The 25,277-nt window shown below is 52.2% G+C and carries 25 protein-coding genes; 9 read left to right on the forward strand and 16 right to left on the reverse strand.

Translation table 11 applies throughout. The annotated features are described in order from the left end of the window. Positions 1-35: 35 nt before the first annotated feature. The 6 genes from nuoF to lrhA form a co-directional block, all read right to left on the reverse strand. Complete coding sequence (gene nuoF / locus OOJ59_RS10200; protein WP_160955512.1) at positions 36-1,373, reverse strand: NADH-quinone oxidoreductase subunit NuoF; 1,338 nt, start codon at positions 1,371-1,373, stop codon at positions 36-38. Then, the gene (nuoE, locus tag OOJ59_RS10205; RefSeq protein ID WP_006683660.1) at positions 1,370-1,870 is read right to left on the reverse strand and encodes an NADH-quinone oxidoreductase subunit NuoE; all 501 of its coding nucleotides are present in this window, start codon (positions 1,868-1,870) and stop codon (positions 1,370-1,372) included. The genes nuoF and nuoE overlap by 4 nt, the downstream gene beginning before the upstream one ends. Before the next feature lie 2 nt (positions 1,871-1,872). Next, positions 1,873-3,675 (reverse strand): NADH-quinone oxidoreductase subunit C/D, encoded by a 1,803-nt coding sequence (nuoC, locus tag OOJ59_RS10210; RefSeq protein ID WP_006683659.1) that lies wholly within the window; start codon positions 3,673-3,675, stop codon positions 1,873-1,875. An 85-nt stretch (positions 3,676-3,760) separates the two neighbouring features. After that, the gene (gene nuoB, locus OOJ59_RS10215) at positions 3,761-4,423 is read right to left on the reverse strand and encodes an NADH-quinone oxidoreductase subunit NuoB (protein WP_003028075.1); all 663 of its coding nucleotides are present in this window, start codon (positions 4,421-4,423) and stop codon (positions 3,761-3,763) included. 15 nt (positions 4,424-4,438) lie between these two features. Next, complete coding sequence (nuoA, locus tag OOJ59_RS10220; RefSeq protein ID WP_003028077.1) at positions 4,439-4,882, reverse strand: NADH-quinone oxidoreductase subunit NuoA; 444 nt, start codon at positions 4,880-4,882, stop codon at positions 4,439-4,441. A 627-nt stretch (positions 4,883-5,509) separates the two neighbouring features. Then, positions 5,510-6,448: a transcriptional regulator LrhA gene (gene lrhA, locus OOJ59_RS10225; RefSeq protein ID WP_038642304.1), complete on the reverse strand. Its 939-nt coding sequence runs from the start codon at positions 6,446-6,448 to the stop codon at positions 5,510-5,512. Positions 6,449-7,375: 927 nt separating this feature from the next. Here lrhA and alaA point away from each other — a divergent pair. Next, positions 7,376-8,593, forward strand: coding sequence for an alanine transaminase AlaA (alaA, locus tag OOJ59_RS10230; protein WP_005129483.1), 1,218 nt, complete (start codon positions 7,376-7,378; stop codon positions 8,591-8,593). A 97-nt stretch (positions 8,594-8,690) separates the two neighbouring features. After that, a complete protein-coding gene (gene yfbR, locus OOJ59_RS10235) occupies positions 8,691-9,290 on the forward strand; it encodes a 5'-deoxynucleotidase (protein WP_042307093.1) in 600 nt (199 codons plus the stop codon). A gap of 48 nt (positions 9,291-9,338) precedes the next feature. Here the strand turns inward: yfbR and OOJ59_RS10240 are convergent, their stop codons facing one another. The 4 genes from OOJ59_RS10240 to yfbV form a co-directional block, all read right to left on the reverse strand. Further along, positions 9,339-11,171 (reverse strand): SLC13 family permease, encoded by a 1,833-nt coding sequence (locus OOJ59_RS10240; protein ID WP_268063384.1) that lies wholly within the window; start codon positions 11,169-11,171, stop codon positions 9,339-9,341. 77 nt (positions 11,172-11,248) lie between these two features. Next, complete coding sequence (locus OOJ59_RS10245) at positions 11,249-11,926, reverse strand: sugar phosphatase (protein WP_087051296.1); 678 nt, start codon at positions 11,924-11,926, stop codon at positions 11,249-11,251. Further along, the gene (locus OOJ59_RS10250) at positions 11,919-12,413 is read right to left on the reverse strand and encodes a YfbU family protein (protein ID WP_038642310.1); all 495 of its coding nucleotides are present in this window, start codon (positions 12,411-12,413) and stop codon (positions 11,919-11,921) included. The genes OOJ59_RS10245 and OOJ59_RS10250 overlap by 8 nt, the downstream gene beginning before the upstream one ends. A gap of 83 nt (positions 12,414-12,496) precedes the next feature. After that, complete coding sequence (gene yfbV / locus OOJ59_RS10255) at positions 12,497-12,952, reverse strand: terminus macrodomain insulation protein YfbV (protein ID WP_038642312.1); 456 nt, start codon at positions 12,950-12,952, stop codon at positions 12,497-12,499. A 339-nt stretch (positions 12,953-13,291) separates the two neighbouring features. Here yfbV and ackA point away from each other — a divergent pair, with 339 nt between their 5' ends. The 3 genes from ackA (at position 13,292) to yfcC (ending at position 18,436) form a co-directional block, all read left to right on the forward strand. Continuing rightward, on the forward strand, positions 13,292-14,494 hold the full coding sequence (gene ackA / locus OOJ59_RS10260) for an acetate kinase (RefSeq protein WP_006683648.1): 1,203 nt from the start codon (positions 13,292-13,294) through the stop codon (positions 14,492-14,494). Positions 14,495-14,570: 76 nt separating this feature from the next. After that, entirely contained in the window at positions 14,571-16,715 is a 2,145-nt protein-coding gene (gene pta, locus OOJ59_RS10265; RefSeq protein ID WP_038642314.1) for a phosphate acetyltransferase, read from the forward strand. 200 nt (positions 16,716-16,915) lie between these two features. Continuing rightward, a complete protein-coding gene (yfcC, locus tag OOJ59_RS10270; RefSeq protein ID WP_087857358.1) occupies positions 16,916-18,436 on the forward strand; it encodes a putative basic amino acid antiporter YfcC in 1,521 nt (506 codons plus the stop codon). Between the two features lie 56 nt (positions 18,437-18,492). On the opposite strand, the gene yfcD is transcribed toward yfcC, so the two are convergent. The 3 genes from yfcD to yfcF are packed head-to-tail and all read right to left on the reverse strand — an operon-like array spanning position 18,493 to position 20,355. Beyond that, positions 18,493-19,047, reverse strand: a complete 555-nt coding sequence (yfcD, locus tag OOJ59_RS10275; protein WP_006683645.1) for an NUDIX hydrolase YfcD — start codon at positions 19,045-19,047, stop codon at positions 18,493-18,495. Between the two features lie 56 nt (positions 19,048-19,103). After that, entirely contained in the window at positions 19,104-19,655 is a 552-nt protein-coding gene (gene yfcE, locus OOJ59_RS10280) for a phosphodiesterase (protein ID WP_069323380.1), read from the reverse strand. Between the two features lie 55 nt (positions 19,656-19,710). Then, the gene (gene yfcF / locus OOJ59_RS10285) at positions 19,711-20,355 is read right to left on the reverse strand and encodes a glutathione transferase (RefSeq protein ID WP_085047811.1); all 645 of its coding nucleotides are present in this window, start codon (positions 20,353-20,355) and stop codon (positions 19,711-19,713) included. 134 nt (positions 20,356-20,489) lie between these two features. Here yfcF and yfcG point away from each other — a divergent pair, with 134 nt between their 5' ends. From yfcG to OOJ59_RS10305, 4 genes are all read left to right on the forward strand, one after another. Then, positions 20,490-21,125, forward strand: a complete 636-nt coding sequence (gene yfcG / locus OOJ59_RS10290; RefSeq protein ID WP_069323632.1) for a GSH-dependent disulfide bond oxidoreductase — start codon at positions 20,490-20,492, stop codon at positions 21,123-21,125. Between the two features lie 54 nt (positions 21,126-21,179). Continuing rightward, complete coding sequence (folX, locus tag OOJ59_RS10295) at positions 21,180-21,542, forward strand: dihydroneopterin triphosphate 2'-epimerase (protein ID WP_038642324.1); 363 nt, start codon at positions 21,180-21,182, stop codon at positions 21,540-21,542. 19 nt (positions 21,543-21,561) lie between these two features. Beyond that, positions 21,562-22,455, forward strand: coding sequence for a TIGR01777 family oxidoreductase (locus OOJ59_RS10300; protein ID WP_069323378.1), 894 nt, complete (start codon positions 21,562-21,564; stop codon positions 22,453-22,455). Between the two features lie 71 nt (positions 22,456-22,526). After that, positions 22,527-23,042: a GNAT family N-acetyltransferase gene (locus tag OOJ59_RS10305; protein WP_160955513.1), complete on the forward strand. Its 516-nt coding sequence runs from the start codon at positions 22,527-22,529 to the stop codon at positions 23,040-23,042. A 33-nt stretch (positions 23,043-23,075) separates the two neighbouring features. On the opposite strand, the gene hisP is transcribed toward OOJ59_RS10305, so the two are convergent. Genes hisP through OOJ59_RS10320 form a run of 3 tightly spaced genes read right to left on the reverse strand, consistent with a single transcriptional unit; the run spans position 23,076 to position 25,253 of the window. Then, positions 23,076-23,849 carry a histidine ABC transporter ATP-binding protein HisP gene (gene hisP, locus OOJ59_RS10310; RefSeq protein ID WP_038642330.1) on the reverse strand — a complete coding sequence of 258 codons (774 nt, stop codon included), beginning with the start codon at positions 23,847-23,849 and terminating at the stop codon, positions 23,076-23,078. Positions 23,850-23,862: 13 nt separating this feature from the next. After that, positions 23,863-24,570, reverse strand: a complete 708-nt coding sequence (gene hisM / locus OOJ59_RS10315; RefSeq protein WP_038642332.1) for a histidine ABC transporter permease HisM — start codon at positions 24,568-24,570, stop codon at positions 23,863-23,865. Then, on the reverse strand, positions 24,567-25,253 hold the full coding sequence (locus tag OOJ59_RS10320) for a histidine ABC transporter permease HisQ (protein WP_038642334.1): 687 nt from the start codon (positions 25,251-25,253) through the stop codon (positions 24,567-24,569). Before OOJ59_RS10320 ends, hisM begins: the two co-directional genes overlap by 4 nt. Positions 25,254-25,277 lie beyond the last annotated feature (24 nt).

A 25,277-nucleotide genomic window follows, 5' to 3' on the forward strand; every position in this document is an offset into this window, starting at 1 on the left:
GAATTACTTATCGCGATGCAGGGGGTAACCTGCAATTACCAGCGCTCTTTCAGCAGGTTCGGCTGAATACCACCAATAGCGTGGGTATTGCTGAAGGTCTGCTTGATGCCAGCTTCGAATTCTTCGCGGAAATATTTAATGGCGCTCTGCAGCGGCTCCACCGCGCCCGGTGCGTGTGCACAGAAGGTTTTACCCGGGCCGAGGAAACGACACAGTTGCTCAAGTGTCTCGATATCCCCAGGCTGGCCTTCGCCACGCTCCAGCGCACGCAGAATTTTTACGCTCCACGGCAGACCGTCACGGCACGGCGTACACCAGCCGCAGGACTCGCGGGCGAAGAACTCTTCGAGGTTACGCACCAGCGATACCATGCCAATCTCGTGGTCAACGGCCATTGCCAGCGCAGTACCCAGACGGCTGCCTGCTTTACCGATGCTTTCGAACTCCATCGGCAGGTCAAGATGCGCCTCGGTCAGGAAGTCGGTTCCCGCGCCGCCCGGCTGCCAGGCCTTGAATTTCAGGCCATCACGCATACCGCCCGCGTAGTCTTCGAGGATCTCACGCGCGGTGGTGCCAAACGGCAGTTCCCACAGGCCAGGGTTCTTCACACGACCGGAGAAGCCCATCAGCTTGGTGCCCGCATCTTTGCTCTTCGAGATGTTCTGATACCACTCCACGCCGTTGGCGAGGATGGCCGGTACGTTACACAGGGTTTCGACGTTGTTAACGCAGGTCGGCTTACCCCATGCGCCAGAGCTTGCCGGGAACGGCGGCTTGGAACGCGGGTTAGCGCGACGACCTTCGAGGGAGTTGATCAGCGCGGTTTCTTCACCGCAGATGTAACGCCCTGCCCCGGTATGGACAAACAGTTCGAAGTCGAAACCGGTGCCCATGATGTTTTTGCCAAGCAGACCGGCTTCGGTTGCTTCGGCAATCGCGCGGCGCAGATGCACAGCCGCCTCGATATATTCACCGCGCAGGAAGATGTAACCACGGTACGCTTTCAGCGCAAACGCGGAAATCAGCATGCCTTCCACCAGCAGGTGCGGCAGTTGCTCCATCAGCAGGCGGTCTTTATAGGTGCCCGGTTCCATTTCATCGGCGTTACACAGCAGGTAACGGATGTTCATGGATTCGTCTTTCGGCATCAGGCTCCACTTCAGACCGGTGGAAAAGCCCGCGCCGCCGCGCCCTTTCAGGCCAGCGTCTTTTACCTGATTGACGATTTCGTCCGGTGACAGGCCGGTCAGGGCCTTACGCGCACCTTCGTAACCGTTTTTGCTACGATATTCGTCCAGCCAGACTGGCTGTTTGTCATCACGCAGACGCCAGGTCAGCGGATGTGTTTCGGGAGTACGGATAATATCTTTCATTTATACCGCTCCAGCAGTTCAGGAATGCCTTCCGGGGTCAGGTGAGCATGAGTGTCGTCATCGATCATCATGTTCGGCCCTTTATCACAGTTCCCCAGGCAGCAGGTCGGCAGCAGCGTAAAGCGACCATCAAAGGTCGTCTGCCCCGGCTTGATGTTGAGTTTTTTCTCAAGCGCAGCCTGGATCCCTTGATAACCATTGATATGGCACACCACGCTATCGCAATAGCGGATCACGTGGCGACCTACCGGCTGGCGGAAGATCTGGCTATAGAACGTGGCAACACCTTCTACGTCGCTTGCCGGGATACCCAGCACATCCGCGATCGCATAGATCGCCCCGTCCGGCACCCAGCCACGCTGCTTCTGAACGATTTTCAGCGCTTCAATGGACGCCGCACGCGGGTCTTCGTAGTGGTGCTTCTCGTGCTCAATCGCTTCACGCTCAGCCGCACTCAGCTCAAAAGCCTCGGTTTGTGGTTGTTGATTCTCGTGCATAATTAGCGGTCCACATCTGACATAACAAAATCAATACTACCCAGATGGACGATAAGGTCGGACACCAGGCTGCCGCGTACCGCTACCGGGATCTGCTGCAGGTGCGCATAGCTCGGGGTACGGATACGAGTACGGTAACTCATGGTGCTGCCATCGCTGGTCAGGTAGTAACTGTTGATACCCTTGGTCGCTTCCACCATCTGGAAGGACTCGTTTGCCGGCATAACCGGTCCCCACGAAACCTGCAGGAAGTGGGTGATCAGGGTTTCGATATGTTGCAGCGTGCGCTCTTTCGGCGGCGGCGTAGTCAGCGGGTGATCCGCTTTGAACGGGCCTTCCGGCATGTTGTTGAGGCACTGCTCAAGGATGCGCAGACTCTGGCGCAGCTCTTCAACTTTCAGCATTACGCGGGTATAGCAGTCAGACACGCCGCCGCCAACCGGAACTTCAAAGTCAAAGTTTTCGTAGCCAGAGTATGGACGGGCTTTACGCACGTCGAAATCAATACCGGTCGCACGCAGCGCAGCACCGGTACAACCCCAGTCCAGCGCTTCTTTCTTGCCATAGGCGGCAACGCCCTGGGAACGACCTTTCAGGATGGTGTTACGCAGTGCAGCTTTCTCGTAGGAATCCAGACGTTTTGGCATCCAGTCGAGGAAGTCACGCAGCAGCTTGTCCCAACCGCGCGGCAGATCGTGTGCGACACCGCCGATACGGAACCAGGCCGGGTGCATACGGTAACCGGTGATCGCTTCCACCACGTCATAAATTTTCTGACGATCGGTAAAGGCGAAGAAAACCGGCGTCATCGCGCCGACGTCCTGAATGAACGTGGAGATGTACAGCAGGTGGCTGTTGATACGGAACAGTTCAGACAGCATAACGCGAATCACGTTGACGCGATCCGGCGTGGTGATGCCCGCCAGTTTCTCAACCGCCAGTACGTAAGGCATTTCGTTGACGCAGCCGCCGAGGTATTCGATACGGTCGGTGTACGGAATGTAGCTGTGCCAGGACTGACGTTCACCCATCTTTTCAGCGCCACGGTGGTGGTAGCCGATGTCAGGCACGCAGTCGACGATTTCTTCGCCATCAAGCTGCAGCACAATACGGAACGCGCCGTGAGAAGACGGGTGGTTAGGGCCGAGGTTGAGGAACATGAAGTCCTCGTTTTCGGTACCACGCTTCATGCCCCAGTCTTCGGGTTTGAAGGTCAGCGCTTCCATTTCCAGATCCTGTTTGGCTTTGGTCAGCTCAAACGGATCGAATTCGGTCGCACGCGCCGGGTAATCTTTACGCAGCGGGTGGCCTTGCCAGGTATGCGGCATCAGCAGACGCGTCAGATGCGGGTGGCCTTCGATATCGATACCAAACATTTCCCAGGTTTCACGCTCATACCAGTTGGCGTTGGGGAACAGTTTGGTAAAAGTCGGTACACGCAGATCGTTTTCAGACAACGCCACCTTGAGCATGATATCGCGATTGCGTTCAATAGAAATCAGGTGATAGAAAACGGAAAAATCCGCGGCAGGTAACCCTTCGCGGTGCGTACGCAGACGTTCGTCCATGCCATGTAAGTCAAACAGCATGACGTAAGGTTTCGGCAGTCTCTTTAAGAAATCGCCAACTTCCAGTAATTGTTCACGCTTGACCCAAACAACGGGTACCCCGGTGCGAGTCGCCTGAACGGTAAAGGCATCCGGCCCAAAACGGTTGCGCAGTTCGCCAATGACCGGGTCATCAAGGTGATCCCGTGTTTGCCATACAGCATCTTGCGCGGTTAAGTCGGTCATATTGTTCACCATTGTAAATGGTCCGTGGTAGTCGGCAGTGCTTCGCGCTATTTATGTAGTGATAAGCGAAGGAAGTGCGGCTGCCGACAGGCGCAAATTAAATCTCGTCTGGTGTACGAAGATTCGTTACAGCAATACGTTCACCGCGTTTACGCTCGCGTTCTGACTGCATATTGGCGCGATAAACGCCCTGATCCCCAACCACCCAGGAGAGCGGACGGCGTTCTTTGCCAATGGAATCCTGCAGCAGCATCAGAGCCTGCATATACGCTTCTGGACGCGGCGGGCATCCCGGGATGTACACATCGACCGGAATAAATTTATCAACGCCCTGCACCACAGAATAGATGTCGTACATACCGCCGGAGTTGGCGCATGCGCCCATGGAAATAACCCATTTTGGTTCCAGCATCTGATCGTAGAGGCGCTGAATAACCGGTGCCATTTTGGTAAAGCAGGTTCCAGCCACGACCATCAGGTCAGCCTGACGCGGCGATGCACGCAGTACTTCCGCACCAAAACGGGCCACATCGTGCACAGCGGTAAACGAGGTCACCATCTCAACGTAGCAGCAGGAAAGGCCAAAGTTATATGGCCAAATTGAGTTTTTACGGCCCCAGTTAACCATGTCATGGAGCTTGCCCATGAACACGTTTTTATTAACTTCTTGCTCCAGGGGGTCGGTTACGATCTCCTGTTTTTGCAGGGGGTAACGGTCGTTCTCACCGTTAGGATCTATGCGGGTGAGCGTATAATCCATCTTAATGCCTCGCGGTTAGCGTTGACGATTAGCGATACTGTTCGTTTCCGGGTTCATACGCTCGCGGCGTGAACGCGCGGGCGTCCAGTCCAGCGCGCCAATACGCACCAGATAAACCAGACCAGCCAGTAACACAAAAATAAAAATTGCAGCTTCCACAAAGCCAATCCAACCGCTTTCACGGATAGATGTTGACCATGCGAACAGATACAGCGCTTCAACGTCGAAGATAACGAAGAACATGGCTACCAGATAAAACTTGGCAGACAGGCGCAAGCGGGCGGTGCCGACCGAGTCAATACCTGATTCAAACGGCACGTTTTTAGATCTCGCGCGCGCGCGACCACCTAAAAACCAGCCGCCGACGAGCATCAGGCAGCACAGGCCAATGGCGACAATAAGAAAGATAGCGAATGCCCAGTGATGAGCGATGATTTCAGTGGATGTTGACATACTCATTGCTTACTCATCAAAAGTAGCGCCAAATTCTCTGCTCTTTTCGGCAGATGAACGCCACATCGATTCATGGGGAGGAATAAAAAAAACCTTACAATCACTGTAGAAAACCATTTTATACAGCCAATTGATGGGGTTTTTTACTCCTTTCTATAACCTTTTGTCAACTTTAACAAAAGTTTCCTCACATTATTTTACACTACTCCAACCTCATTAACATAAAGTGCTGTTTACACCCATTTCGGTTGCATCATCGGTCTTTTTTAATGTTGTTGAATCGTGTCCGTAGTGAAGTAAAAAAGATAATACTTGTCTATTTTGACAGGAATTCACACTAATGCCTCCCCCTAAATGGGAGTATTTTCTTGATCTGTGACACGCTTTTGTTAATTCACCATAAAAAACAGCAACAATTTCTCTAGTTTTTTAACATGGAAACAATTAACACTTCTGCTGATTATTTTTCACCCTATTTGCAGGCTGTTTTTTTACCCGCTGATTTTGTTAAGTTTTAGTATAGCAAATGACATAAACCAATGTTATTTGCACAAAAAAAGAGCCGCTGGATGTTTTTTCATCATTAGCGGCTCTTTTTTTACACTTACATTTTAAAACGTTTTTTGTGACGCGTTACTCGAAGTCGCCTTCAATAAGGAGCGAATCATCTCCCCCTTCGGGGGTAAACTGATTGTATTGCCAAGGGTTTTGATATGTCTGCATCGAGTTAAAGATCACCTGAGCTAAATCATTTTGCGTAGCCGGATCGCAGCACAACAGATACTCGGTATCAGGCAATGGCGGTAATCCGTCCGCCGCCCCCAGTACGCGTAAATCAGGGCTCATCATTTCAACGGGACGCGCAGTAACGCCCAGACCGGCTTTGACCGCAGCACGAACCGCAGGCAATGTTGAAGCAACATACGCTAAGCGCCACGGGATCTGCGCAGCATTCAGCGTTGCCAACACCATATCGCGGAACGGGCTCGGATCGTCCAACAGCACCAACGGGACCGGCTCACCTTTTTGCAGGATATATTCGGCCGCACAATACCAGTGCGTCGGCGAAGTGCGCAGATTCAGGCATTCAAAATCGCCCGGACGGTTAGTCGTTACCACCAAATCCACTTCTTGCGACTTCAGCATATCCACCATATAGGCGTTGCGCTTGACCCTTACATCCAATGCAAGCTTCGGATAAACCGAACTTATACGGTTGAGCAGGAAAGGCAGTATCGTATCGGCGGATTCATCAGAAGCGCCAATAGTTAACACTCCCTGAAGATTGTTAAACATTAATGATGAGCATGCCTCATCATTAAAACGCAATATTTTTCTGGCGTAACCCAACAGCTGTATACCATGTTCGGTCAGCAGTTTGTTGCGTCCATGACGCGCGAACAACTCTTTCCCCACGAGTTGCTCAAGACGCTGCATTTGCTGACTCACCGCAGACTGAGTGCGACATACCGCAGCTGCCGCAGCCGCGAAGGTATTCAGGTCGGCAACAGCAACGAAGGTTCTCAGCAGATCGAGGTCGAGGTTAATTATCGGACGATTTGCATTTATCATAGTTTTTCACTTACTCGCGGGTCATACCGGGTTAATGCTGTGCATTCAGAATCAAACCACTCCATTTGTTATCTGCCTTCCTTGCAGTTTCGCTTAGTGTAACCAAGTGAAAATAAGGATGTATTTGGTTTAACAAACGAAACAATTCTCTTTCTACGCTATATAATAACCGTGACACTCATCGGAATATAGCAACGAGAAAGGGCCATATTTTTAGCTGCTGGATGATTCTGACTAATGGAAAACATGTAAATTTTGTAAATTTAAAAAAAACTTAACGAACAATAATTTACACATTAAAAACTAACTTTTCAGTACGTTAGGAACAACCAACAAACATTTGAATTATCGTAAAATTCGTACTACGCACCATTTCATGAGACTTATCTTAACCTAAAACCACTATATTTATAAGTGTTATCGCGAATAATTCGAGTCTACCTGAGGTTATGTCTGACCTGCGGTTTTCGTATTATTAGGCCATTCAATTTAATGCGATTTAAATATTAAATAATAATTAATTAAGAATCCTTCAATTCATTAATTATACTTAACAATGAATTCACACCGTACCACGCACGGATCAGGCCGATAACAGCCCTCGCAGATAAAACCTCAGTATTTTCGAATGACGTCATACCGCTTATGTGTCGGCGATCTTTTGCTTTACAGAGTTAAGTTTTTTTGACCAGACAAACCACCACACCTAAACCAACACTACAAAACATATCACCAACATTATACAATTCACCAGATCATTATTTCATGATAATTGCGTTATTTAGTTATTAACAGTTAATTATAACTTCATGGATTTTCAAAATCTTCTACTAAAGACCCTTCAAAACTTACCGTCGTGGGAGTACATTGTGCTGGGCTGACTTCCACGGCAGGGAGTGGCATTCACAGCTAAAAAGGTCAACGTTCATGTCCCCCATTGAAAAATCCAGCAAATTAGAAAACGTCTGTTATGACATTCGCGGCCCGGTTCTGAAGGAAGCAAAGCGCCTGGAAGAAGAAGGCAATAAAGTTCTGAAACTTAACATCGGCAACCCGGCGCCATTCGGGTTTGAAGCGCCAGACGAAATTCTGGTTGATGTGATCCGCAATTTGCCAACAGCGCAAGGATATTGCGACTCCAAAGGTCTTTATTCAGCCCGTAAAGCGATCATGCAGCATTACCAGGCCCGCGGGATGCGCGATGTGACCGTGGAAGATATCTATATCGGTAACGGCGTTTCCGAATTGATTGTGCAGGCCATGCAGGCATTGCTGAACAGTGGGGACGAAATGCTCGTTCCGGCACCTGATTATCCACTGTGGACGGCAGCGGTATCGCTCTCCGGCGGTAACGCCGTGCATTACCTGTGTGACGAATCATCTGACTGGTTCCCGGACCTTGACGACATTCGCGCCAAAATTACCCCGCGTACGCGTGGGATCGTCATCATTAACCCCAACAACCCAACCGGCGCTGTGTATTCCAAAGAGCTGCTGATGGAGATTGTTGAAATTGCTCGCCAGAACAACCTCATCATTTTTGCGGATGAGATTTACGACAAAATTCTCTACGATGATGCTGAACACCACTCGATCGCCGCGATGGCGCCGGACCTGCTGACTATTACCTTCAACGGCCTGTCAAAAACCTATCGCGTTGCCGGTTTCCGTCAGGGCTGGATGGTGCTGAACGGGCCGAAGAAACATGCCAAGGGGTACATCGAAGGTCTTGAGATGCTGGCCTCTATGCGCTTATGTGCTAACGTTCCGGCGCAACATGCGATTCAGACCGCGCTGGGCGGATACCAGAGCATCAGTGAATTTATCATGCCTGGCGGGCGCCTGTATGAACAACGCAACCGCGCCTGGGAGTTACTCAATGATATTCCCGGCGTCTCCTGCGTGAAACCGCGCGGCGCGCTGTATATGTTCCCGAAAATCGACGCTAAACGCTTCAACATTCATGACGACCAGAAAATGGTGCTCGACTTCCTGTTGCAGGAAAAAGTGCTGCTGGTTCAGGGGACGGCGTTCAACTGGCCGTGGCCGGATCATTTCCGCATCGTCACGCTCCCGCGCATTGACGATATCGAAATGTCGCTGAGTAAATTTGAGCGCTTCCTGTCAGGGTATCACCAGTTGTAATAAAACACGGGCTGTTGGATCAGTATGACGAGTATTTGCATCTGACAGCCTTCTCTGCGCACAATGACTCTTAGGTTGCCATCATATAAGGGTCGTTATGAAGCAGAGCCATTTTTTTGCCCACCTCTCCCGCCTGAAGCTCATTAACCGCTGGCCGCTGATGCGCAACGTGCGCACCGAAAATGTGTCCGAGCATAGTTTGCAAGTCGCCATGGTCGCTCATGCGCTGGCGGCGATCAAAAACCGTAAATTTGGTGGTCAGCTTAATGCAGAGCGCATTGCCCTGTTGGCAATGTACCATGACGCTTCAGAGGTGCTGACCGGTGACCTCCCTACCCCGGTAAAATACTTCAACTCACAAATCGCCCAGGAATATAAAGCGATAGAGAAAATTGCCCAGCAAAAGCTGGTCGATATGGTGCCCGACGAGCTACGAGATATATTTGCTCCGCTGATTGATGAACATGCTTACAGCGAAGAAGAGAAATCTATCGTCAAACAGGCCGATGCGCTGTGCGCTTATCTGAAGTGTCTGGAAGAGCTTTCGGCGGGCAATAATGAGTTCTTGTTGGCGAAAACGCGGCTGGAAAAAACGCTGGAGTCGCGGCGCAGCGAAGAGATGGACTATTTTATGGAGGTGTTTGTCCCGAGTTTTCACCTCTCATTAGATGAGATCAGCCAGGATTCACCGCTTTAAACGATGTTGCCGGATGGCGACGTCAACGTCTTATCCGGCACATAAAAATCAAAATGGGAACAGCATCGGGATCATCACCACGCACACCGCCATCACGATCACCGTAAACGGCACGCCAATTTTCACGAAATCGCTAAAGCTGTAGTTACCCGGCCCCAGCACCAGCGTGTTCACCGGCGAAGAGACCGGTGTCATAAAGGCTGCGGATGCTGCCATTGCAATCACCATTGCAAAAGGATACGGCGAAACCCCCATCGACTTTGCCGCCGCCAGAGCAATTGGCGCCATGAGTACCGCCGTCGCAGTATTTGAGATAAATAACCCGATGCTCGCGCACAGGACGAACAGGCAACCCAACATCATGTACGGGCCATACCCGCCGCCGACGTCCATCAGTCCTTTTACTACCAGATCGACACCGCCGGTTTTTTGTAGCGCCAGTGCAAAGGGCATCATCCCGACGATCAAAATAATGCTCGGCCAGTGAATCGCTTTATAGGCGCTTTCGGCATCGATACAGCGGAATTTCCCCATCAGCAGGCAGGCGATAATTGCGGCAACCGTATTAGGAATTTCATCGGTAAGCATCAGGGCCACCATCAGCACCAGGCAGAAAATGGCATGCGGCGCCTGACTGTGCGCCGGGGAGGCTTCACTGACCTCAGCTGGCATGTTCAACACCACGAAGTCGCGCCCTTTTTGTCCCAGCAGTGTGATGAGCTTCCAGTTACCCACCACCAGAATGATATCCCCCATCAGCAACGGTTCATCCACCACCGCGCCTGCCAGCGCCGTACCATCGCGTTTCAGGCCGACCACATTCAGACCGTAACGCGTACGAAAGGCTATCTCCCGTACCGTTTTGCCAATCAGTTCCGATTCAGGGATCAGTGAGATCTCGGCCATGCCCACATCAAGCGCCTGCTCGGAGAAATATTCCCCGCGCAGCACCATTGGCTCCAGCAGTTGCTCACTGCAAAATTCTCGCAGATCGACATCCGCTGCAGACATATCAATCAGCAGCACGTCACGGGCGCGAAACTCAGAAACCCCGTTAACGTCAACAATCACGCGACGAAAGCGCCGCCAGCGCTCCACGCCAATCACGTTTGCTCCGTAACGCTCACACAGTTTCAGGTCGTCCAGACGCTGGCCAATCATCGGTGAACCAGGGCGAATAGCCAGACGGCGGGCACGCCCCGTGAGGCGATACTCTTTGATTAAATCGCGAAAAGTCCGGCGTTTCCAACCGTCTCCTGGCTGCCCGGAGTCTTCGCCCTTCAGCATAAAGCGCATCAGCAGCATATAAATTATGCCAAGCACCAGAACCACCAGCCCCAGCGGAGTGACGCTAAAAAAGCTGAAACCGTTAAGTCCTTCGCGTAGCAACTCACTGTTGACGACCAGGTTTGGCGGTGTCGCCACCAGCGTCATCATACCGCTTATCAATCCGGCAAAGCTCAGCGGCATCATCAGGCGCGAGGGAGAAATTTGCATGCGCATGGAAACGCTTAAGACAACCGGTATAAAGATAGCAACCACGCCGGTCGAACTCATAAACGCACCGAGCCCGGCCACGGTTATCATCAGCAACACCAGCATTTTGACTTCACTGCTGCCGGCGACCTTCACCAGCCAGGCCCCCATCACCGTCGCCACCCCGGTACGCACCAGACCGTCGCCGATAATAAATAAAGCCGCGATCAAAATAACGTTAGGATCGCTGAACCCGGAAAAAGCTTCTGTGATGCTCAATGTTCCACTCAGAACAAAGGCAATAATGACCAGCAAAGCGATCGCGTCCATACGCACTCTGCCAGTTGCAAACAAGACGACGGCAATCGCCAGCAATGAGAGAACCCATATCAATTCACCGTTCACAACATATCCTTGTTAAATGAGAGGGATGGAGCGATTCTGCCATAAAAAAGCCCCAACAATCTGGGGCTAAATCATGATCAGGTATTTCTTACAACGACCACATTTCCGTTGGGCTGCTTGGTCACAGAAATATGTTCCAGACTGGTCAGCGAAAAATCGACCTCATCCAGACGCGGCGTGTCCGCTGGCGCATTTACCGCTATTACATGGCACCCTGCAGCCAGTCCCGAGAGCACCCCTGCGGGCGCATCCTCGACTACCGCGCATTCCTGTGGCGCCAGGCCCAGTAGCTGAGCGCCTAACAGATAGGCGTCTGGCTCTGGCTTACCTCTTTTTACCCGTTCGGCAGTGACAAACACTTCAGGAGCAGGAAGTCCTGCGACACGATGACGCGCCCGTGCGACCGGCATTGAACCGGAAGTCACAATCGCCCATGGAATGCCCGCTTTGTTGAGATGGTTGAGCAAGTCAACCGCCCCTGGCAACGCGGTGATCCCCGCGGTTTCCGTCGCTTCGATCTGCTCCAGGCGGGTGAACTCCGCAGCGATCTCCGCCTCGGACTTGCCCACCATAAAGTGTCGCAGGGAGGTAATGGCCTGCTTACCATGAATAAAGCCGAGCACCTCGGCGTGATCGAGGCCAAAACGATCGGCCCAGTTGCACCACGCGCGCTCTACTGCGGGTAAGGAATCGACCAGCGTTCCATCCAGATCAAACAGAAAACCTTTGCACTGCACGCTCGCCCCCTCAGGCATTAATGATTTGGTTAATTTCATTCGCGCTCAGGTGATACTGGCGCGGGCAAGAGTGCCAGACATTCAGCATACGTTGATATTTTTCCCACATCGGGGTCTGGGCGTTGAAGCCATGCGTACCCGCATCAAAGTGGGTATAACGCCCTTCCACATTGACCATAAACCGTACATACCCGAGGAAACGGGCTTCCGTTGCAGCATCAAAGCCGAGGAAGGTCACGCGGCGCTCATCAATAGACTGCGCGTCTTTTAGATTAGTCCAGGACACATGTAATGCGTGATACATCTCCATAATATCGATAACCGTACGACAGGTTTCTTCCGTCAGCTCACCAAACTCACGATCCAGCTCGCGCATCTGCAAGCCGTAACCGCGTTCAATAATCGTCTGCAAACGACGATAACGCTCGGCGTTAGTGGGATCGAGCATAGTCATCATTTTGTACTGGTTAGACAAAATCAGACGTTGAGCGTTGGTCATTTCCATTTGGGACTCCTGTATCACTACTACTACGATGAAAAAAAAGAAGGCATCTTGTGCCTTCTTTTATATGCGTAATCAGGGGTCAATTACAAATCATCAAGGAAAGTTTTATCCAGTTGTTTGAAGGCGCGCTTAAGCGTGTCAGCCAGCGCCTGATAATCAGGCTTTCCTTCTACCGGAGCGAGCGCCTGCCCGGCCTCTTGCAATTTACCCCGAACTTCGTAGAACCAGTTGAGTATTGAAGGCGGCAGCGGCGTGACAGAACGCTTACCCAGCCACCACATGCCCTGCATCGGCAGACTGAGCGCAAACAGCGCCGTCGCCACGGCGGGTCCCAACTGCCCGCCTAAAGCAATTTGCCAGCATAAGGTGAAAACAGCGATGGGCGGCATAAAACGGATTGCGTAACGCGTCATACGGATGACGCGGTTCTCAACAAATACGGGCGCGAGGCGCTTTTCCATTGGCCACGTCTTCGCATAGTGCTGCCCCCGGCGAAACAAACTAAAAAAATTGACGGAACGATTATCCGGTGTCGACATGGCGGTTACCTCAACTTCACATATAAAAATTAAAAAATTTGTGCAAAACAACAACTATAAAGGACATCGTTCAAAACATTTTGTCTTTGATACCCACATTCAGGTATCCTGTGCCGGCCTGTAAGGCCTTTAGTCCAAAATCATTGAGTCGTCAAATTGGCATACAGTATGCCACTGGCTGAAAAATACGCAAAATGACATAGACTCAAAGGTATTTATTCCATCGTGCCCAAAAAGACTCTGGCGCATGATGTTAATCATAAACGTCGGTGTCATCATGCGCTACGCTCTATGACTCCCTGACGTTTTTTTAGCCACGTATCATAAATAGGTACTTCCATGTCGAGTAAGTTAGTACTGGTTCTGAACTGCGGTAGCTCCTCACTGAAATTTGCCATCATCGATGCAGTAAACGGTGAAGAATACCTCTCTGGTTTAGCCGAATGTTTCCATCTCCCAGAAGCACGCATCAAGTGGAAAATGGACGGCGGTAAACAAGAAGCGGCTTTAGGTGCAGGCGCCGCTCACAGTGAAGCGCTGAACTTTATCGTTAACACTATTCTGGCACAAAAACCAGAATTGTCTGCGCAATTGACCGCTATCGGTCACCGTATCGTACACGGCGGCGAGAAGTATACCAGCTCTGTGGTTATCGATGATTCCGTTATCCAGGGCATCAAAGATTCTGCCTCTTTCGCACCGCTGCATAACCCGGCTCACCTGATCGGTATCGCAGAAGCGCTGAAATCCTTCCCAAGCCTGAAAGACAAAAACGTGGCTGTATTCGACACCGCGTTCCATCAGACTATGCCGGAAGAGTCTTACCTCTATGCTCTGCCGTACAGCCTGTACAAAGAACACGGCGTTCGTCGTTACGGCGCGCACGGCACCAGCCACTTCTTTGTTACTCAGGAAGCGGCAAAAATGCTGAACAAACCGGTTGATGAACTGAACATCATCACTTGCCACCTGGGCAACGGCGGTTCTGTATCTGCTATCCGTAACGGTAAATGTGTTGATACCTCCATGGGTCTGACCCCGCTGGAAGGTCTGGTGATGGGTACACGTTCCGGTGACATCGACCCGGCGATCATCTTCCATCTGCACGACACCCTGGGCATGAGCGTTGACCAGATCAACAAAATGCTGACCAAAGAATCCGGTCTGCTGGGTCTGACCGAAGTCACCAGCGACTGCCGTTATGTTGAAGATAACTACACAACCAAAGAAGACGCTAAACGTGCAATGGACGTTTACTGCCACCGTCTGGCGAAGTACATCGGTTCTTACACTGCGCTGATGGATGGTCGTCTGGATGCGGTTGTCTTCACTGGTGGTATTGGTGAAAACGCAGCGATGGTTCGTGAACTGTCTCTGGGCAAACTGGGCGTTCTGGGCTTTGAAGTTGACCACGAGCGTAACCTGGCCGCACGTTTCGGCAAATCTGGTTTCATCAACAAAGAAGGTACCCGTCCTGCGGTGGTTATCCCAACCAACGAAGAACTGGTTATCGCGCAAGACGCGAGCCGTCTGACTGCCTGATTTCACACCGCCAGCCTAGCTGGCGGTGCTGTTTTGTAACCCGCCTGAAATGGGCGGTAACGAAAGAGGATAAACCGTGTCCCGTATTATTATGCTGATCCCTACCGGAACCAGCGTCGGCCTGACCAGCGTCAGCCTCGGCGTGATCCGTGCTATGGAACGCAAAGGCGTTCGTCTGAGCGTCTTTAAACCCATCGCTCAGCCTCGTGCCGGTGGCGATGCGCCAGACCAGACTACCACTATCGTTCGTGCGAACTCTAACCTGCCAGCTGCTGAGCCGCTGAAGATGAGCCACGTTGAATCTCTGCTGTCCAGCAATCAGAAAGATGTGCTGATGGAAGAGATCATCGCGAATTACCACGCGAACACCAAAGATGCTGAAGTTGTACTGGTTGAAGGCCTGGTCCCAACACGTAAGCATCAGTTCGCGCAGTCTCTGAACTACGAAATCGCGAAAACGCTGAATGCGGAAATCGTCTTCGTGATGTCTCAGGGTACCGATACCCCGGAACAGCTGAACGAGCGTATTGAACTGACTCGCAGCAGCTTCGGCGGCGCGAAAAACACCAACATCACTGGCGTTATCGTTAACAAACTGAACGCGCCGGTTGATGACCAGGGCCGTACTCGCCCGGATCTGTCCGAGATTTTCGACGACTCTTCCAAAGCGCAGGTGATCAAAGTTGATCCGGCTAAACTGCAAGAATCCAGCCCGCTGCCGGTTCTGGGCGCGGTGCCATGGAGCTTCGATCTGATCGCTACCCGTGCAATCGATATGGCGCGTCACCTGAACGCTACCATCGTTAACGAAGGCGATATCAACACCCGTCGCGTGAAGTCTGTGACTTTCTGCGCACGCAGCATTCCGCACATGCTGGAGCACTTCCGCGCAGGTTCTCTGCTGGTGACGTCTGCCGACCGTCCTGACGTGCTGGTTGCAGCATGTCTGGCTGCTATGAACGGCGTAGAAATCGGTGCTCTGCTGCTGACTGGCGGCTACGAAATGGACGCGCGCATCAACAAACTGTGCGAACGTGCATTCGCTACCGGTCTGCCGGTATTCATGGTGAACACCAATACCTGGCAGACCTCTCTGAGCCTGCAGAGCTTCAACCTGGAAGTTCCGGTTGACGATCACGAGCGCATCGAAAAAGTTCAGGAATACGTTGCTAACTACATCAATGCTGACTGGATTGAATCTCTGACCGCGACTTCTGAGCGCAGCCGTCGTCTGTCTCCACCGGCGTTCCGTTATCAGCTGACCGAGCTGGCGCGTAAAGCGGGCAAACGTGTTGTTCTGCCGGAAGGCGACGAACCGCGTACCGTTAAAGCGGCTGCTATCTGTGCTGAACGCGGTATTGCTACCTGCGTTCTGTTGGGTAACCCGGATGAGATCACCCGCGTTGCGGCCTCTCAGGGCGTTGAGCTGGGCGCTGGCGTAGAAATCGTTGATCCCGATGTGGTTCGCGAAAGCTACGTTGCTCGCCTGGTTGAGCTGCGTAAGAACAAAGGCATGACCGAAACCGTTGCCCGCGAACAGCTGGAAGACAACGTGGTTCTCGGTACCCTGATGCTGGAGCAGGACGACGTTGACGGTCTGGTTTCTGGTGCCGTTCACACGACCGCAAACACCATTCGTCCACCGCTGCAGTTGATCAAAACTGCGCCGGGTAGCTCGCTGGTGTCTTCCGTGTTCTTCATGCTGCTGCCGGAACAGGTTTACGTTTACGGTGACTGCGCGATCAACCCGGATCCGACTGCTGAACAACTGGCAGAAATCGCCATTCAGTCCGCTGAATCCGCCATCGCCTTCGGTATCGAACCGCGCGTTGCGATGCTTTCCTACTCCACCGGTACCTCTGGTGCAGGTAGCGATGTAGAGAAAGTTCGCGAAGCGACTCGTCTGGCGCAGGAAAAACGTCCTGACCTGATGATCGACGGTCCGCTGCAGTACGACGCCGCGGTTATGGCTGACGTAGCGAAATCCAAAGCGCCGAACTCGCCGGTTGCCGGTCGCGCTACCGTGTTCATCTTCCCGGATCTGAACACCGGTAACACCACCTACAAAGCGGTACAGCGTTCTGCCGACCTGATCTCCATCGGGCCAATGCTGCAGGGTATGCGCAAGCCGGTGAACGACCTGTCCCGTGGTGCGCTGGTAGACGATATCGTCTATACCATCGCCCTGACCGCGATCCAGTCTTCCCAGCAGCAGAAGTAATTTGCTGCGGTGTGCCGGATCTCTTATCCGGCAACACCTCTGCTTATCAAACCGGAAATAGCTGATATTTCCGGTTTTTTTATATCTGTTTTTTCTTTGGTACATTCTGAAATATTTGCCAGGATGCGCTGCATCAATGAATAACTATTCTTCTGTTTGCATACTTACTCTCTTTTGCATTGCAACAGGGATAGTCTTTCATGTCAGCAGTCACAGAATCACAGCCAGCCAAAAAATGGGCGATGCCCGATACGCTGGTGATTATTTTTTTCGTCGCCATTTTAACCAGCCTGGCGACATGGGTTGTTCCGGTCGGGATGTTCGACAGCCAGGAAGTGCAGTATCAGGTTGATGGGCAAACCAAAACCCGTAAAGTTGTCGACCCCCACTCTTTTCGTATTCTGACCAACGATGCGGGTGAAGAGCAGTATCACCGGGTGCAGTTTTTCACCACCGGAGATGAACGCCCTGGCCTGATGAATTTTCCGTTTGAAGGATTAACCTCCGGCTCTAAATTCGGCACCGCCGTCGGCATTATTATGTTTATGCTGGTGATTGGCGGCGCATTCGGCATCGTTATGCGTACCGGAACCATTGATAACGGTATCCTGGCGCTCATTCGCCATACGCGAGGTAACGAGGTCCTGTTTATCCCGGTGCTGTTTGTTCTCTTCTCATTAGGCGGCGCGGTGTTTGGCATGGGCGAAGAGGCGGTCGCCTTTGCCATTATTATCGCGCCTTTGATGGTACGCTTAGGTTACGACAGTATCACCACCGTTCTGGTCACTTATATCGCCACCCAGATTGGTTTTGCCAGTTCATGGATGAACCCGTTCTGCGTGGTGGTCGCACAGGGTATTGCAGGCGTCCCGGTGCTCTCTGGTTCTGGTCTGCGTATCGTCGTGTGGGTCGTTGCGACCCTGATAGGACTGACCTTCACCCTGGCCTACGCAGCGCGCATCAAAAAAAATCCGCTTCTCTCCCGGGTACATGAGTCAGACCGTTTTTTTCGCGAGCAGCAGGACGAGGTTGTAGAACGCCGCTTCACGCTGGGCGACTGGTTGGTGCTGCTGGTACTGACGGCGGTGATGATTTGGGTCGTCTGGGGCGTTATCGTTAACGCGTGGTTTATTCCTGAGATCGCCAGCCAGTTCTTCACGATGGGACTGGTGATTGGCATCATCGGCGTCGTGTTCCGTCTCAACGGTATGACGGTCAACGTCATGGCATCTTCATTCACTGAAGGCGCGCGAATGATGATTGCTCCCGCCCTGCTGGTCGGTTTCGCCAAGGGCATATTATTGCTGGTCGGTAACGGAGAGGCGGGCGAAGCCAGCGTATTAAATACCCTGCTGCACAGCATCGCCAACGGTATCAGCGGGCTGGATAACGCTATCGCTGCATGGTTTATGCTGCTGTTCCAGGCGGTATTTAATTTCTTCGTCACGTCCGGTTCTGGCCAGGCTGCATTGACCATGCCGCTATTAGCGCCACTGGGCGATCTGGTTGGCGTAAACCGTCAGGTCACCGTACTGGCCTTCCAGTTTGGCGACGGATTCAGTCACATTATCTATCCGACGTCGGCATCATTGATGGCAACGTTAGGCGTTTGTCGGGTGGATTTTCGTAACTGGCTGAAAGTAGGCGCCACGCTGTTGGGCCTGCTGTTTATTATGTCCAGCGTGGTGGTGATTGGGGCGCAGATAATGGGTTACCATTAAAAAATGATTGCCCGGCCTACATGATTTCTCGACGCTGTAGGCCGGATGAGCAGACGTTACTCGGCTTCTTCCTGCTTTTCGGCTTTCGCCCCTTCATTCTTGGCGTTGCGGGTCATCCACAGCGCCAGCGCTTTCAGTGAGTCCGGCGTAAATTCGTCGCAGCGTGCGGTGATTTCTTCCGGCGTCAGCCAGCAAACTTCACTGACCTCTTCTTCCTGAAGCGCAAACGGCCCGTGGGAAACGCAGCTAAACAGCCCGCCCCAGACGCGACAGTTCTGGTCTTCAAAATAAAACTGACCGTGCTCGGCAAACGGCACACCCGCAATCCCTAACTCCTCTTCCGCTTCACGGCGCGCTGAGTCCAGTAGCTGCTCGTCAGCCTGAACAACACCGCCAGCGGTGGCATCCAGCATGCCGGGCAAAAAATCTTTTGTCTCAGTCCTACGCTGAACCAGAATTTTGCCCATACCATCGTGCACCACGATATACGTCGCACGATGGCGTAAGCGCTGCGCCCGCATTTGTTCCCGGCTGGACTGTGCGATGACTTCGTTGTCTTCATTCACAATATCCACCCATTCCGTACTTGCCAAACGACGCTGTTCCACCATCAGGAAACCTTCTTTTTTCTGGCGCTCTTACGGCGCGTTTATGTTTGTGGGGTAAATTACGGATTAATCTCGATCTGCGCAATAACACTTTGATCATTGAGTGCCATTACGCTGAGAACATTATCATCCAGAATCCCGTAGCTTGCCGCAAAGCCTCCTTTCGGGATGCTTACCGAGCCGGGGTTAAAGTGATAGACATCCCCTTGCAACTCGGCAACCGGCAGATGAGTATGGCCATAAACCAGTACATCTCCCGCGCTGAGCGCTGGCATATTTTGCGGGCCAAAAAGATGCCCGTGCGTCAAAAAGAGTCGCTGGTTTTCTGTCAGAATTTGCTGCCACGGCGCGGTTATCGGAAAATGCAGGAGCATCTGATCCACTTCGCTGTCGCAATTGCCACGCACCGCGATAATCCGCGCTGCCAGTTCATTCAACCGCTCTGCAACCTGCGCGGGCGCATAGCCTTCCGGCAACGCATTACGCGGTCCGTGATTTAAAACATCACCCAATATCACCAGCCATTGCGCACCGCTTGCGCTAAACAGTTCGAGTACGCGTTCCGTGGCTGGCAACGAACCATGAATGTCCGATGCGAACATCAGTTTCATCACTCACTCCTCGTTGAAAATTACCTTGTAATGATACTGGATTACGCTCCGATGGTCAGCAGGAACGCTTCGCTGAAAGCGCGATAAAACGCTGAACTGAAGCGCGCTGCCACTGGAAGGTGGCGTATTCCGCAAGCGCTTCTGGCACCTCATCGCCGTTAAGGACCAGACGATTAAGCATTAGCGCTAAATCGCAATCAGCGATACACCATTCGCCAAATAAATTCTGTTTACCATGGCTCAGTAAACTGCTCGCAGTGGCGAACAGTTTTTCCGCACTGGCTTTTCCGGCGTCGCTCAGCGGCGCTTTTTTCACGCCAGCAAAAACCACATCCGTTGAGCGCTCTTCACGAATAGGCATCAGATCGCTGCGGATCCACGCCTGCACCTGGCGAGCCCGCGCGCGCTTTTGCACATCATGTGGGTAGATGCGCTCCCACTGCGGCGGGGCAAAGCTCTCTTCCAGAAACTCAGTAATTGCTGATGATTCGCTCAGCTCGAAATCGTCAATCTCCAGGACCGGCACGCGGCGCGTCAACGCATAACCTTGCCATGAAGGTTGCAAGTGTTCACCGCTGTTGAGATCAACAGTTTTCAGCGTAAAAGGTAGCCCTTTCTCTTGCAGAGCGACATAAACAGACAGCACGTAAGGGGAGAAAAAATTGGCATCTGACCACAGCGTAATTGCAGGTTTGCTCATAACGTCCTCTGAAGTGTATTGGCTTGCCTTCAAAATATAGAGTCTTTCTCTCGCTGTCACTTGATGAAAACTCACGCACGCCAACAGGCTCTATACTTGTAATGACCCGGTTCATGACAAAACGGACGCTGAAAATGATCGATCTCTATTACACGCCATCGCCAAACGGTCACAAAATCACGCTGTTTCTTGAAGAAGCGCAGCTGCAATACCGTCTGATTCATGTCGATATCAGCAAAGGTAGCCAGTTTCGTCCTGATTTTCTGCAGATCTCGCCGAACAATAAAATCCCGGCCATTATCGACAATGCGCCGCAGGATGGTGGAAGCCCGATCAGCCTGTTTGAGTCCGGAGAAATTTTACTCTATCTGGCGGAAAAGAGCGGCAAGCTGCTGAGCGGTGAGTTGCGTGAGCGCCACACCACGCTGCAATGGCTGTTCTGGCAGGTCAGCGGCCTGGGCCCCATGCTCGGTCAGAATCACCATTTCAGTCATTACGCCCCGCAGACTATTCCCTACGCCATTGAAAGATACCAGGTTGAAACCCAGCGCCTGTACAACGTGATGAATAAACGTCTGGAAACCTCCCCCTGGCTGGGGGGCGATCACTACAGCATTGCGGACATAGCCTGCTGGCCATGGATTCATGCCCACCAGCGTCAGCGTATCGACCTCGACAATTACCCGGCGGTTAATAACTGGCATGAGCGCATCCGTACGCGGCCCGCTACAGAACGCGCCATGCAGCAAGCGCAGAGTGAGAAGCGGTAACACGGTTCGATTCTCGTGTATCATGAATAGGTTCATACATGGAGGAAACCTGCAATGTCACAACCTGACGCGATTATTCGTATAAAAAACCTTCGTCTGCGCACCTTTATCGGCATCAAAGAAGAGGAGATCCTTAACCGCCAGGATATCGTCATCAACATTGCCATTCATTATCCGGCAGACAAAGCCCGTATCAGCGAAGATATCAACGACGCGCTGAATTATCGCACTATCACCAAAAGCATCATTGCGCACGTGGAGAGTAACCGCTTCTCACTATTAGAAAAATTAACTCAAGATGTGCTCGATATCGCACGCGAACATCACTGGGTCACTTATGCTGAAGTGGAGATCGATAAACTTCACGCATTGCGTTACGCCGACTCAGTATCCATGACGCTGAGCTGGCAGCGCTAAACGTAACCCGGGAGGCGACATGCAGATTCTGATTACCGGCGGTACTGGCCTGATTGGACGTCATCTGATCCCCCGCCTGCTCGAATTGGGGCATCAGATAACCGTAGTGACACGTACCCCTGATAAGGCGCGTCAGATTCTCGACTCTCGGGTCACGTTATGGAAGGGGCTGGCAGAGCAGCAAAATCTCGATGGCATTGATGCCGTGATTAACCTTGCCGGAGAGCCTATTGCAGATAAGCGCTGGAGCGCTGAGCAAAAAGAGCGCCTGTGCCAGAGTCGTTGGGGCATCACGCAGAAACTGGTCGATTTAATCAACGCCAGCGAGACGCCGCCCGCGGTGTTAATATCCGGTTCCGCTACCGGTTACTACGGCGATCTGGGCGAAGTTGTCGTCACGGAAGAAGAGCCGCCGCATAACGAATTTACCCATAAGCTGTGCGCCCGCTGGGAGCAAATTGCCAGCACCGCGCAAAGTGACAAAACCCGCGTGTGTATGTTGCGTACCGGCGTGGTATTGGCCTCTGCTGGCGGGATTCTGGGGAAAATGGTCCCGCCATTCCGTCTTGGTTTAGGCGGCCCGATTGGTAACGGACGCCAGTATCTGGCCTGGATCCATATTGATGATATGGTCAACGGCATTATCTGGCTGCTGGATAACGATCTGCGTGGCCCCTTCAATATGGTTTCACCGTACCCGGTACACAATGAGCAGTTTGCCCACGCACTGGGTCATGCATTAAACCGCCCAGCTATTCTGCGCGTTCCCGCTGGCGTAATACGTCTACTGATGGGCGAGTCTTCCGTGCTGGTTCTCGGCGGACAGCGGGCGTTACCCAAACGCCTGGAAGCGTCCGGTTTTGCGTTTCGTTGGTACGATTTAGAAGAGGCGCTAGCGGATGTTATCCGATAGTTGCTAAGCGCTATTCACATTCGCCGTTGCGATGGTAAGGTTATAGATCTGACTTCCGCAATGGCGACGTTATGGCAAAAATATCGACTCCCCGTCTTACCCTCTCTTTGTTTCAATTTTCTGACTGGTCATTTTTCCAGAGACTGCGTGAAAGCCCTGAAGTCATGCGCTATATGGGCGACATCGCCCCAGCAAAGGATACGCGTCTGTTATTCGCCAGACGCCTTGCCGCACAGCACACATTTGTTATTCGCGAGCATAACAACCCGACGCCGCTCGGCGATATTGGTCTGCAAATCAGTCATCTTTATCCGCATGAGGCCGACCTCGGTTACGCCCTCATGCCGCATGCGCAGGGGAAAGGTATTGCCAGCGAAGCCGTGCGCGCGGTGTGTCAGTATGCCCTGGAGCAGGCTGGCGTCACGGCGATAAATGCTTACGTGCTGGCAGAGAATAAGGGGTCGATACGTGTTCTGGAAAAGACGGGCTTTGTACGAACGCAGGTGCTGGAAAAAGCGTATGAAATTAATGGGGTAGCGCACGACGACTGGGTTTATCGCCTGGAGTCCGATGCGTTAAAGCGGTAGGCCCGGAAAGCATAGCGCCTCCGGGCAACTGAATTACTTCAGCGATCCTTTGAGGAACTGCTGTAAGCGTGGGCTTTGCGGGTTGCCGAATACCTGCTCCGGGTCGCCCTCTTCTTCAATTTTCCCCTGATGCAGAAAGATCACATGCGTGGAGACATTTCGGGCAAACCCCATTTCATGGGTCACGACCACCATGGTTTTCCCTTCTTCGGCCAGTTGCTGCATAATGCGCAGCACTTCGCCGACCAGCTCTGGGTCAAGCGCCGAGGTGGGTTCATCAAACAGCAACACCTCCGGTTCCATCGCCAGCGCTCGCGCAATAGAAACGCGCTGCTGCTGACCACCAGACAAATGCACCGGATATTTACCCTGCGCTCGCTCATCGATGCCCACTTTAGCCAGATACTTCACCGCGCGTGCGCGGGCTTCCTGCTTGCTCAATCCTAATACCTGAATCGGCGCTTCCATGACGTTTTCCAGCACCGTCATGTGGCTCCACAGATTAAAGTGCTGAAAGACCATGGTTAGTCTTGTGCGCAGCAGACGCAGTTGATTTTTGTCCGCAACCTTGAGCTGGCCGTCTTTGTCACGCACCAGTCCAATGTTCTGCCCACTGACGACAATAGAACCAGCGCTCGGTTTTTCAAGAAAGTTAATGCAGCGCAGAAAGGTACTTTTACCGGAACCTGACGAACCGATAATACTGATAACATCACCCGCATTAGCTTGCAGCGATACCCCTTTCAGCACTTCATGTTCGCCGTAGTGCTTATGTAAATCGATAACGTTTAATTTATTCTCAGACATCGTGTTACTCGAATTATTTAGAGGATACATGCTGCAACCAGCGTTTTTCCGCTTTACGGAACAGACTGATCAGGACATACGAAATAATCAAATACAGCACCGCGGCAATACCGAAAGCGGTAAACGGTTGATACGTTGCCGAGTTGATATCGCGGGCGATTTTCAACAAATCAGGCACCGTGGCGGTAAACGCCAGCGCCGTGGAGTGCAGCATTAAAATCACTTCATTGCTGTATGCCGGCAGCGCAATACGCAGCGCGGAAGGCAAAATTATGCAGCGATACAGTTTGAATGACGAGAAACCGTAAGCGCGCGCGGCTTCAATCTCACCGTGTGGCACAGAACGAATCGCCCCGGCGAAAATCTCCGTCGTATAGGCGCAGGTATTCAGCGTCAACGCCAGTACGGTGCAATTCAATCCGCTGCGGAAAAACGCGTTGAGGAAGTCCGTTCCTTTGACTATCTCCAGCGTATACATCCCGGAATAAAACACCAGCAGCTGTACATACAGCGGCGTGCCACGAAAAACATAGGTAAATAACCAGATCGGGAACTGGATAAATTTATTGCTGGAAACGCGACCAATCGCCAAAAACAGCGCCAGTATGCCGCCCATCACCACCGACGAGATCAACAACCACAAAGTAATTGCCACACCGGTAAAGCGGTAACCGTCCGTCCACAGCAGGGATTTCCAGTACTCCTGAATTATCTCAATCACAGGTCAGCCCTCTTCACACCCACGGAGTAACGGCGCTCAAGGTACAGCAGCACACCATTAGAAACTGTGGTAAACACCAAATAGATGACCCCGCACACCACGGCAAAATAGAACGGCTCCCAGGTGCTCTTCCCGGCAAGCTGAGTGGCTTTCACCACATCTTCCAGACCGAGCAGCGATACCAACGCCGTGGCTTTGAGAATAACCTGCCAGTTATTACCAATTCCCGGTAAGGCATAGCGCATCATCGCCGGGAACATAATGCGGCGAAATATTTGTGAACTGGTAAAGCCGAATGCCGTCGCAGCTTCAATATGGCCTTTGGGCACAGCCATAAACGCGCCGCGGAACGTTTCGGTAAAGTAAGCCCCGTAGATAAATCCGAGCGTGATTATCCCTGCTACCATCGGATCGATATCAATCTGGCTGACCCCCATTGCATCGGTAATGGTATTCAGCGCGATTTGTAATCCATAGAAGATGAGCAACATTAAGACCAGATCGGGCACGCCGCGGATAAGCGTGGTGTACGCTTCGAAAATAAGCCCCAACGCCCGGCTTTGCGACAGTTTTGCTGCCGCGCCGACAAGGCCTATCAGAACCGCCAGCACCACTGAGCTGAGAGCCAGCTCAAGCGTAACAATTGCGCCCTGTAAAATAACACCTGAAAAGCCATACAACATGCTGCCTGTCCTGTCGTGTGTGGT

Source organism: Citrobacter sp. W9, assembly GCF_026719375.1.
Taxonomy (GTDB): Bacteria; Pseudomonadota; Gammaproteobacteria; order Enterobacterales; family Enterobacteriaceae; genus Citrobacter; species Citrobacter werkmanii.

Bases quoted from the DNA above. Each gene is read 5' to 3' on its own strand.
- OOJ59_RS10320 (WP_038642334.1), bottom strand. From the start codon at position 25,253: ATGTTGTATGGCTTTTCAGGTGTTATTTTACAGGGCGCAATTGTTACG.
- OOJ59_RS10305 (WP_160955513.1), top strand. From the start codon at position 22,527: ATGGCAAAAATATCGACTCCCCGTCTTACCCTCTCTTTGTTTCAATTT.
- lrhA (WP_038642304.1), bottom strand. From the start codon at position 6,448: ATGATAAATGCAAATCGTCCGATAATTAACCTCGACCTCGATCTGCTG.
- OOJ59_RS10250 (WP_038642310.1), bottom strand. From the start codon at position 12,413: ATGGAAATGACCAACGCTCAACGTCTGATTTTGTCTAACCAGTACAAA.
- folX (WP_038642324.1), top strand. From the start codon at position 21,180: ATGTCACAACCTGACGCGATTATTCGTATAAAAAACCTTCGTCTGCGC.
- ackA (WP_006683648.1), top strand. From the start codon at position 13,292: ATGTCGAGTAAGTTAGTACTGGTTCTGAACTGCGGTAGCTCCTCACTG.
- yfbR (WP_042307093.1), top strand. From the start codon at position 8,691: ATGAAGCAGAGCCATTTTTTTGCCCACCTCTCCCGCCTGAAGCTCATT.
- OOJ59_RS10245 (WP_087051296.1), bottom strand. From the start codon at position 11,926: ATGCCTGAGGGGGCGAGCGTGCAGTGCAAAGGTTTTCTGTTTGATCTG.
- nuoC (WP_006683659.1), bottom strand. From the start codon at position 3,675: ATGGTGAACAATATGACCGACTTAACCGCGCAAGATGCTGTATGGCAA.
- yfcC (WP_087857358.1), top strand. From the start codon at position 16,916: ATGTCAGCAGTCACAGAATCACAGCCAGCCAAAAAATGGGCGATGCCC.
- nuoE (WP_006683660.1), bottom strand. From the start codon at position 1,870: ATGCACGAGAATCAACAACCACAAACCGAGGCTTTTGAGCTGAGTGCG.
- alaA (WP_005129483.1), top strand. From the start codon at position 7,376: ATGTCCCCCATTGAAAAATCCAGCAAATTAGAAAACGTCTGTTATGAC.
- yfcE (WP_069323380.1), bottom strand. From the start codon at position 19,655: ATGAAACTGATGTTCGCATCGGACATTCATGGTTCGTTGCCAGCCACG.
- OOJ59_RS10300 (WP_069323378.1), top strand. From the start codon at position 21,562: ATGCAGATTCTGATTACCGGCGGTACTGGCCTGATTGGACGTCATCTG.
- yfcD (WP_006683645.1), bottom strand. From the start codon at position 19,047: ATGGTGGAACAGCGTCGTTTGGCAAGTACGGAATGGGTGGATATTGTG.
- yfbV (WP_038642312.1), bottom strand. From the start codon at position 12,952: ATGTCGACACCGGATAATCGTTCCGTCAATTTTTTTAGTTTGTTTCGC.
- nuoA (WP_003028077.1), bottom strand. From the start codon at position 4,882: ATGAGTATGTCAACATCCACTGAAATCATCGCTCATCACTGGGCATTC.
- hisP (WP_038642330.1), bottom strand. From the start codon at position 23,849: ATGTCTGAGAATAAATTAAACGTTATCGATTTACATAAGCACTACGGC.
- nuoF (WP_160955512.1), bottom strand. From the start codon at position 1,373: ATGAAAGATATTATCCGTACTCCCGAAACACATCCGCTGACCTGGCGT.
- nuoB (WP_003028075.1), bottom strand. From the start codon at position 4,423: ATGGATTATACGCTCACCCGCATAGATCCTAACGGTGAGAACGACCGT.
- yfcG (WP_069323632.1), top strand. From the start codon at position 20,490: ATGATCGATCTCTATTACACGCCATCGCCAAACGGTCACAAAATCACG.
- yfcF (WP_085047811.1), bottom strand. From the start codon at position 20,355: ATGAGCAAACCTGCAATTACGCTGTGGTCAGATGCCAATTTTTTCTCC.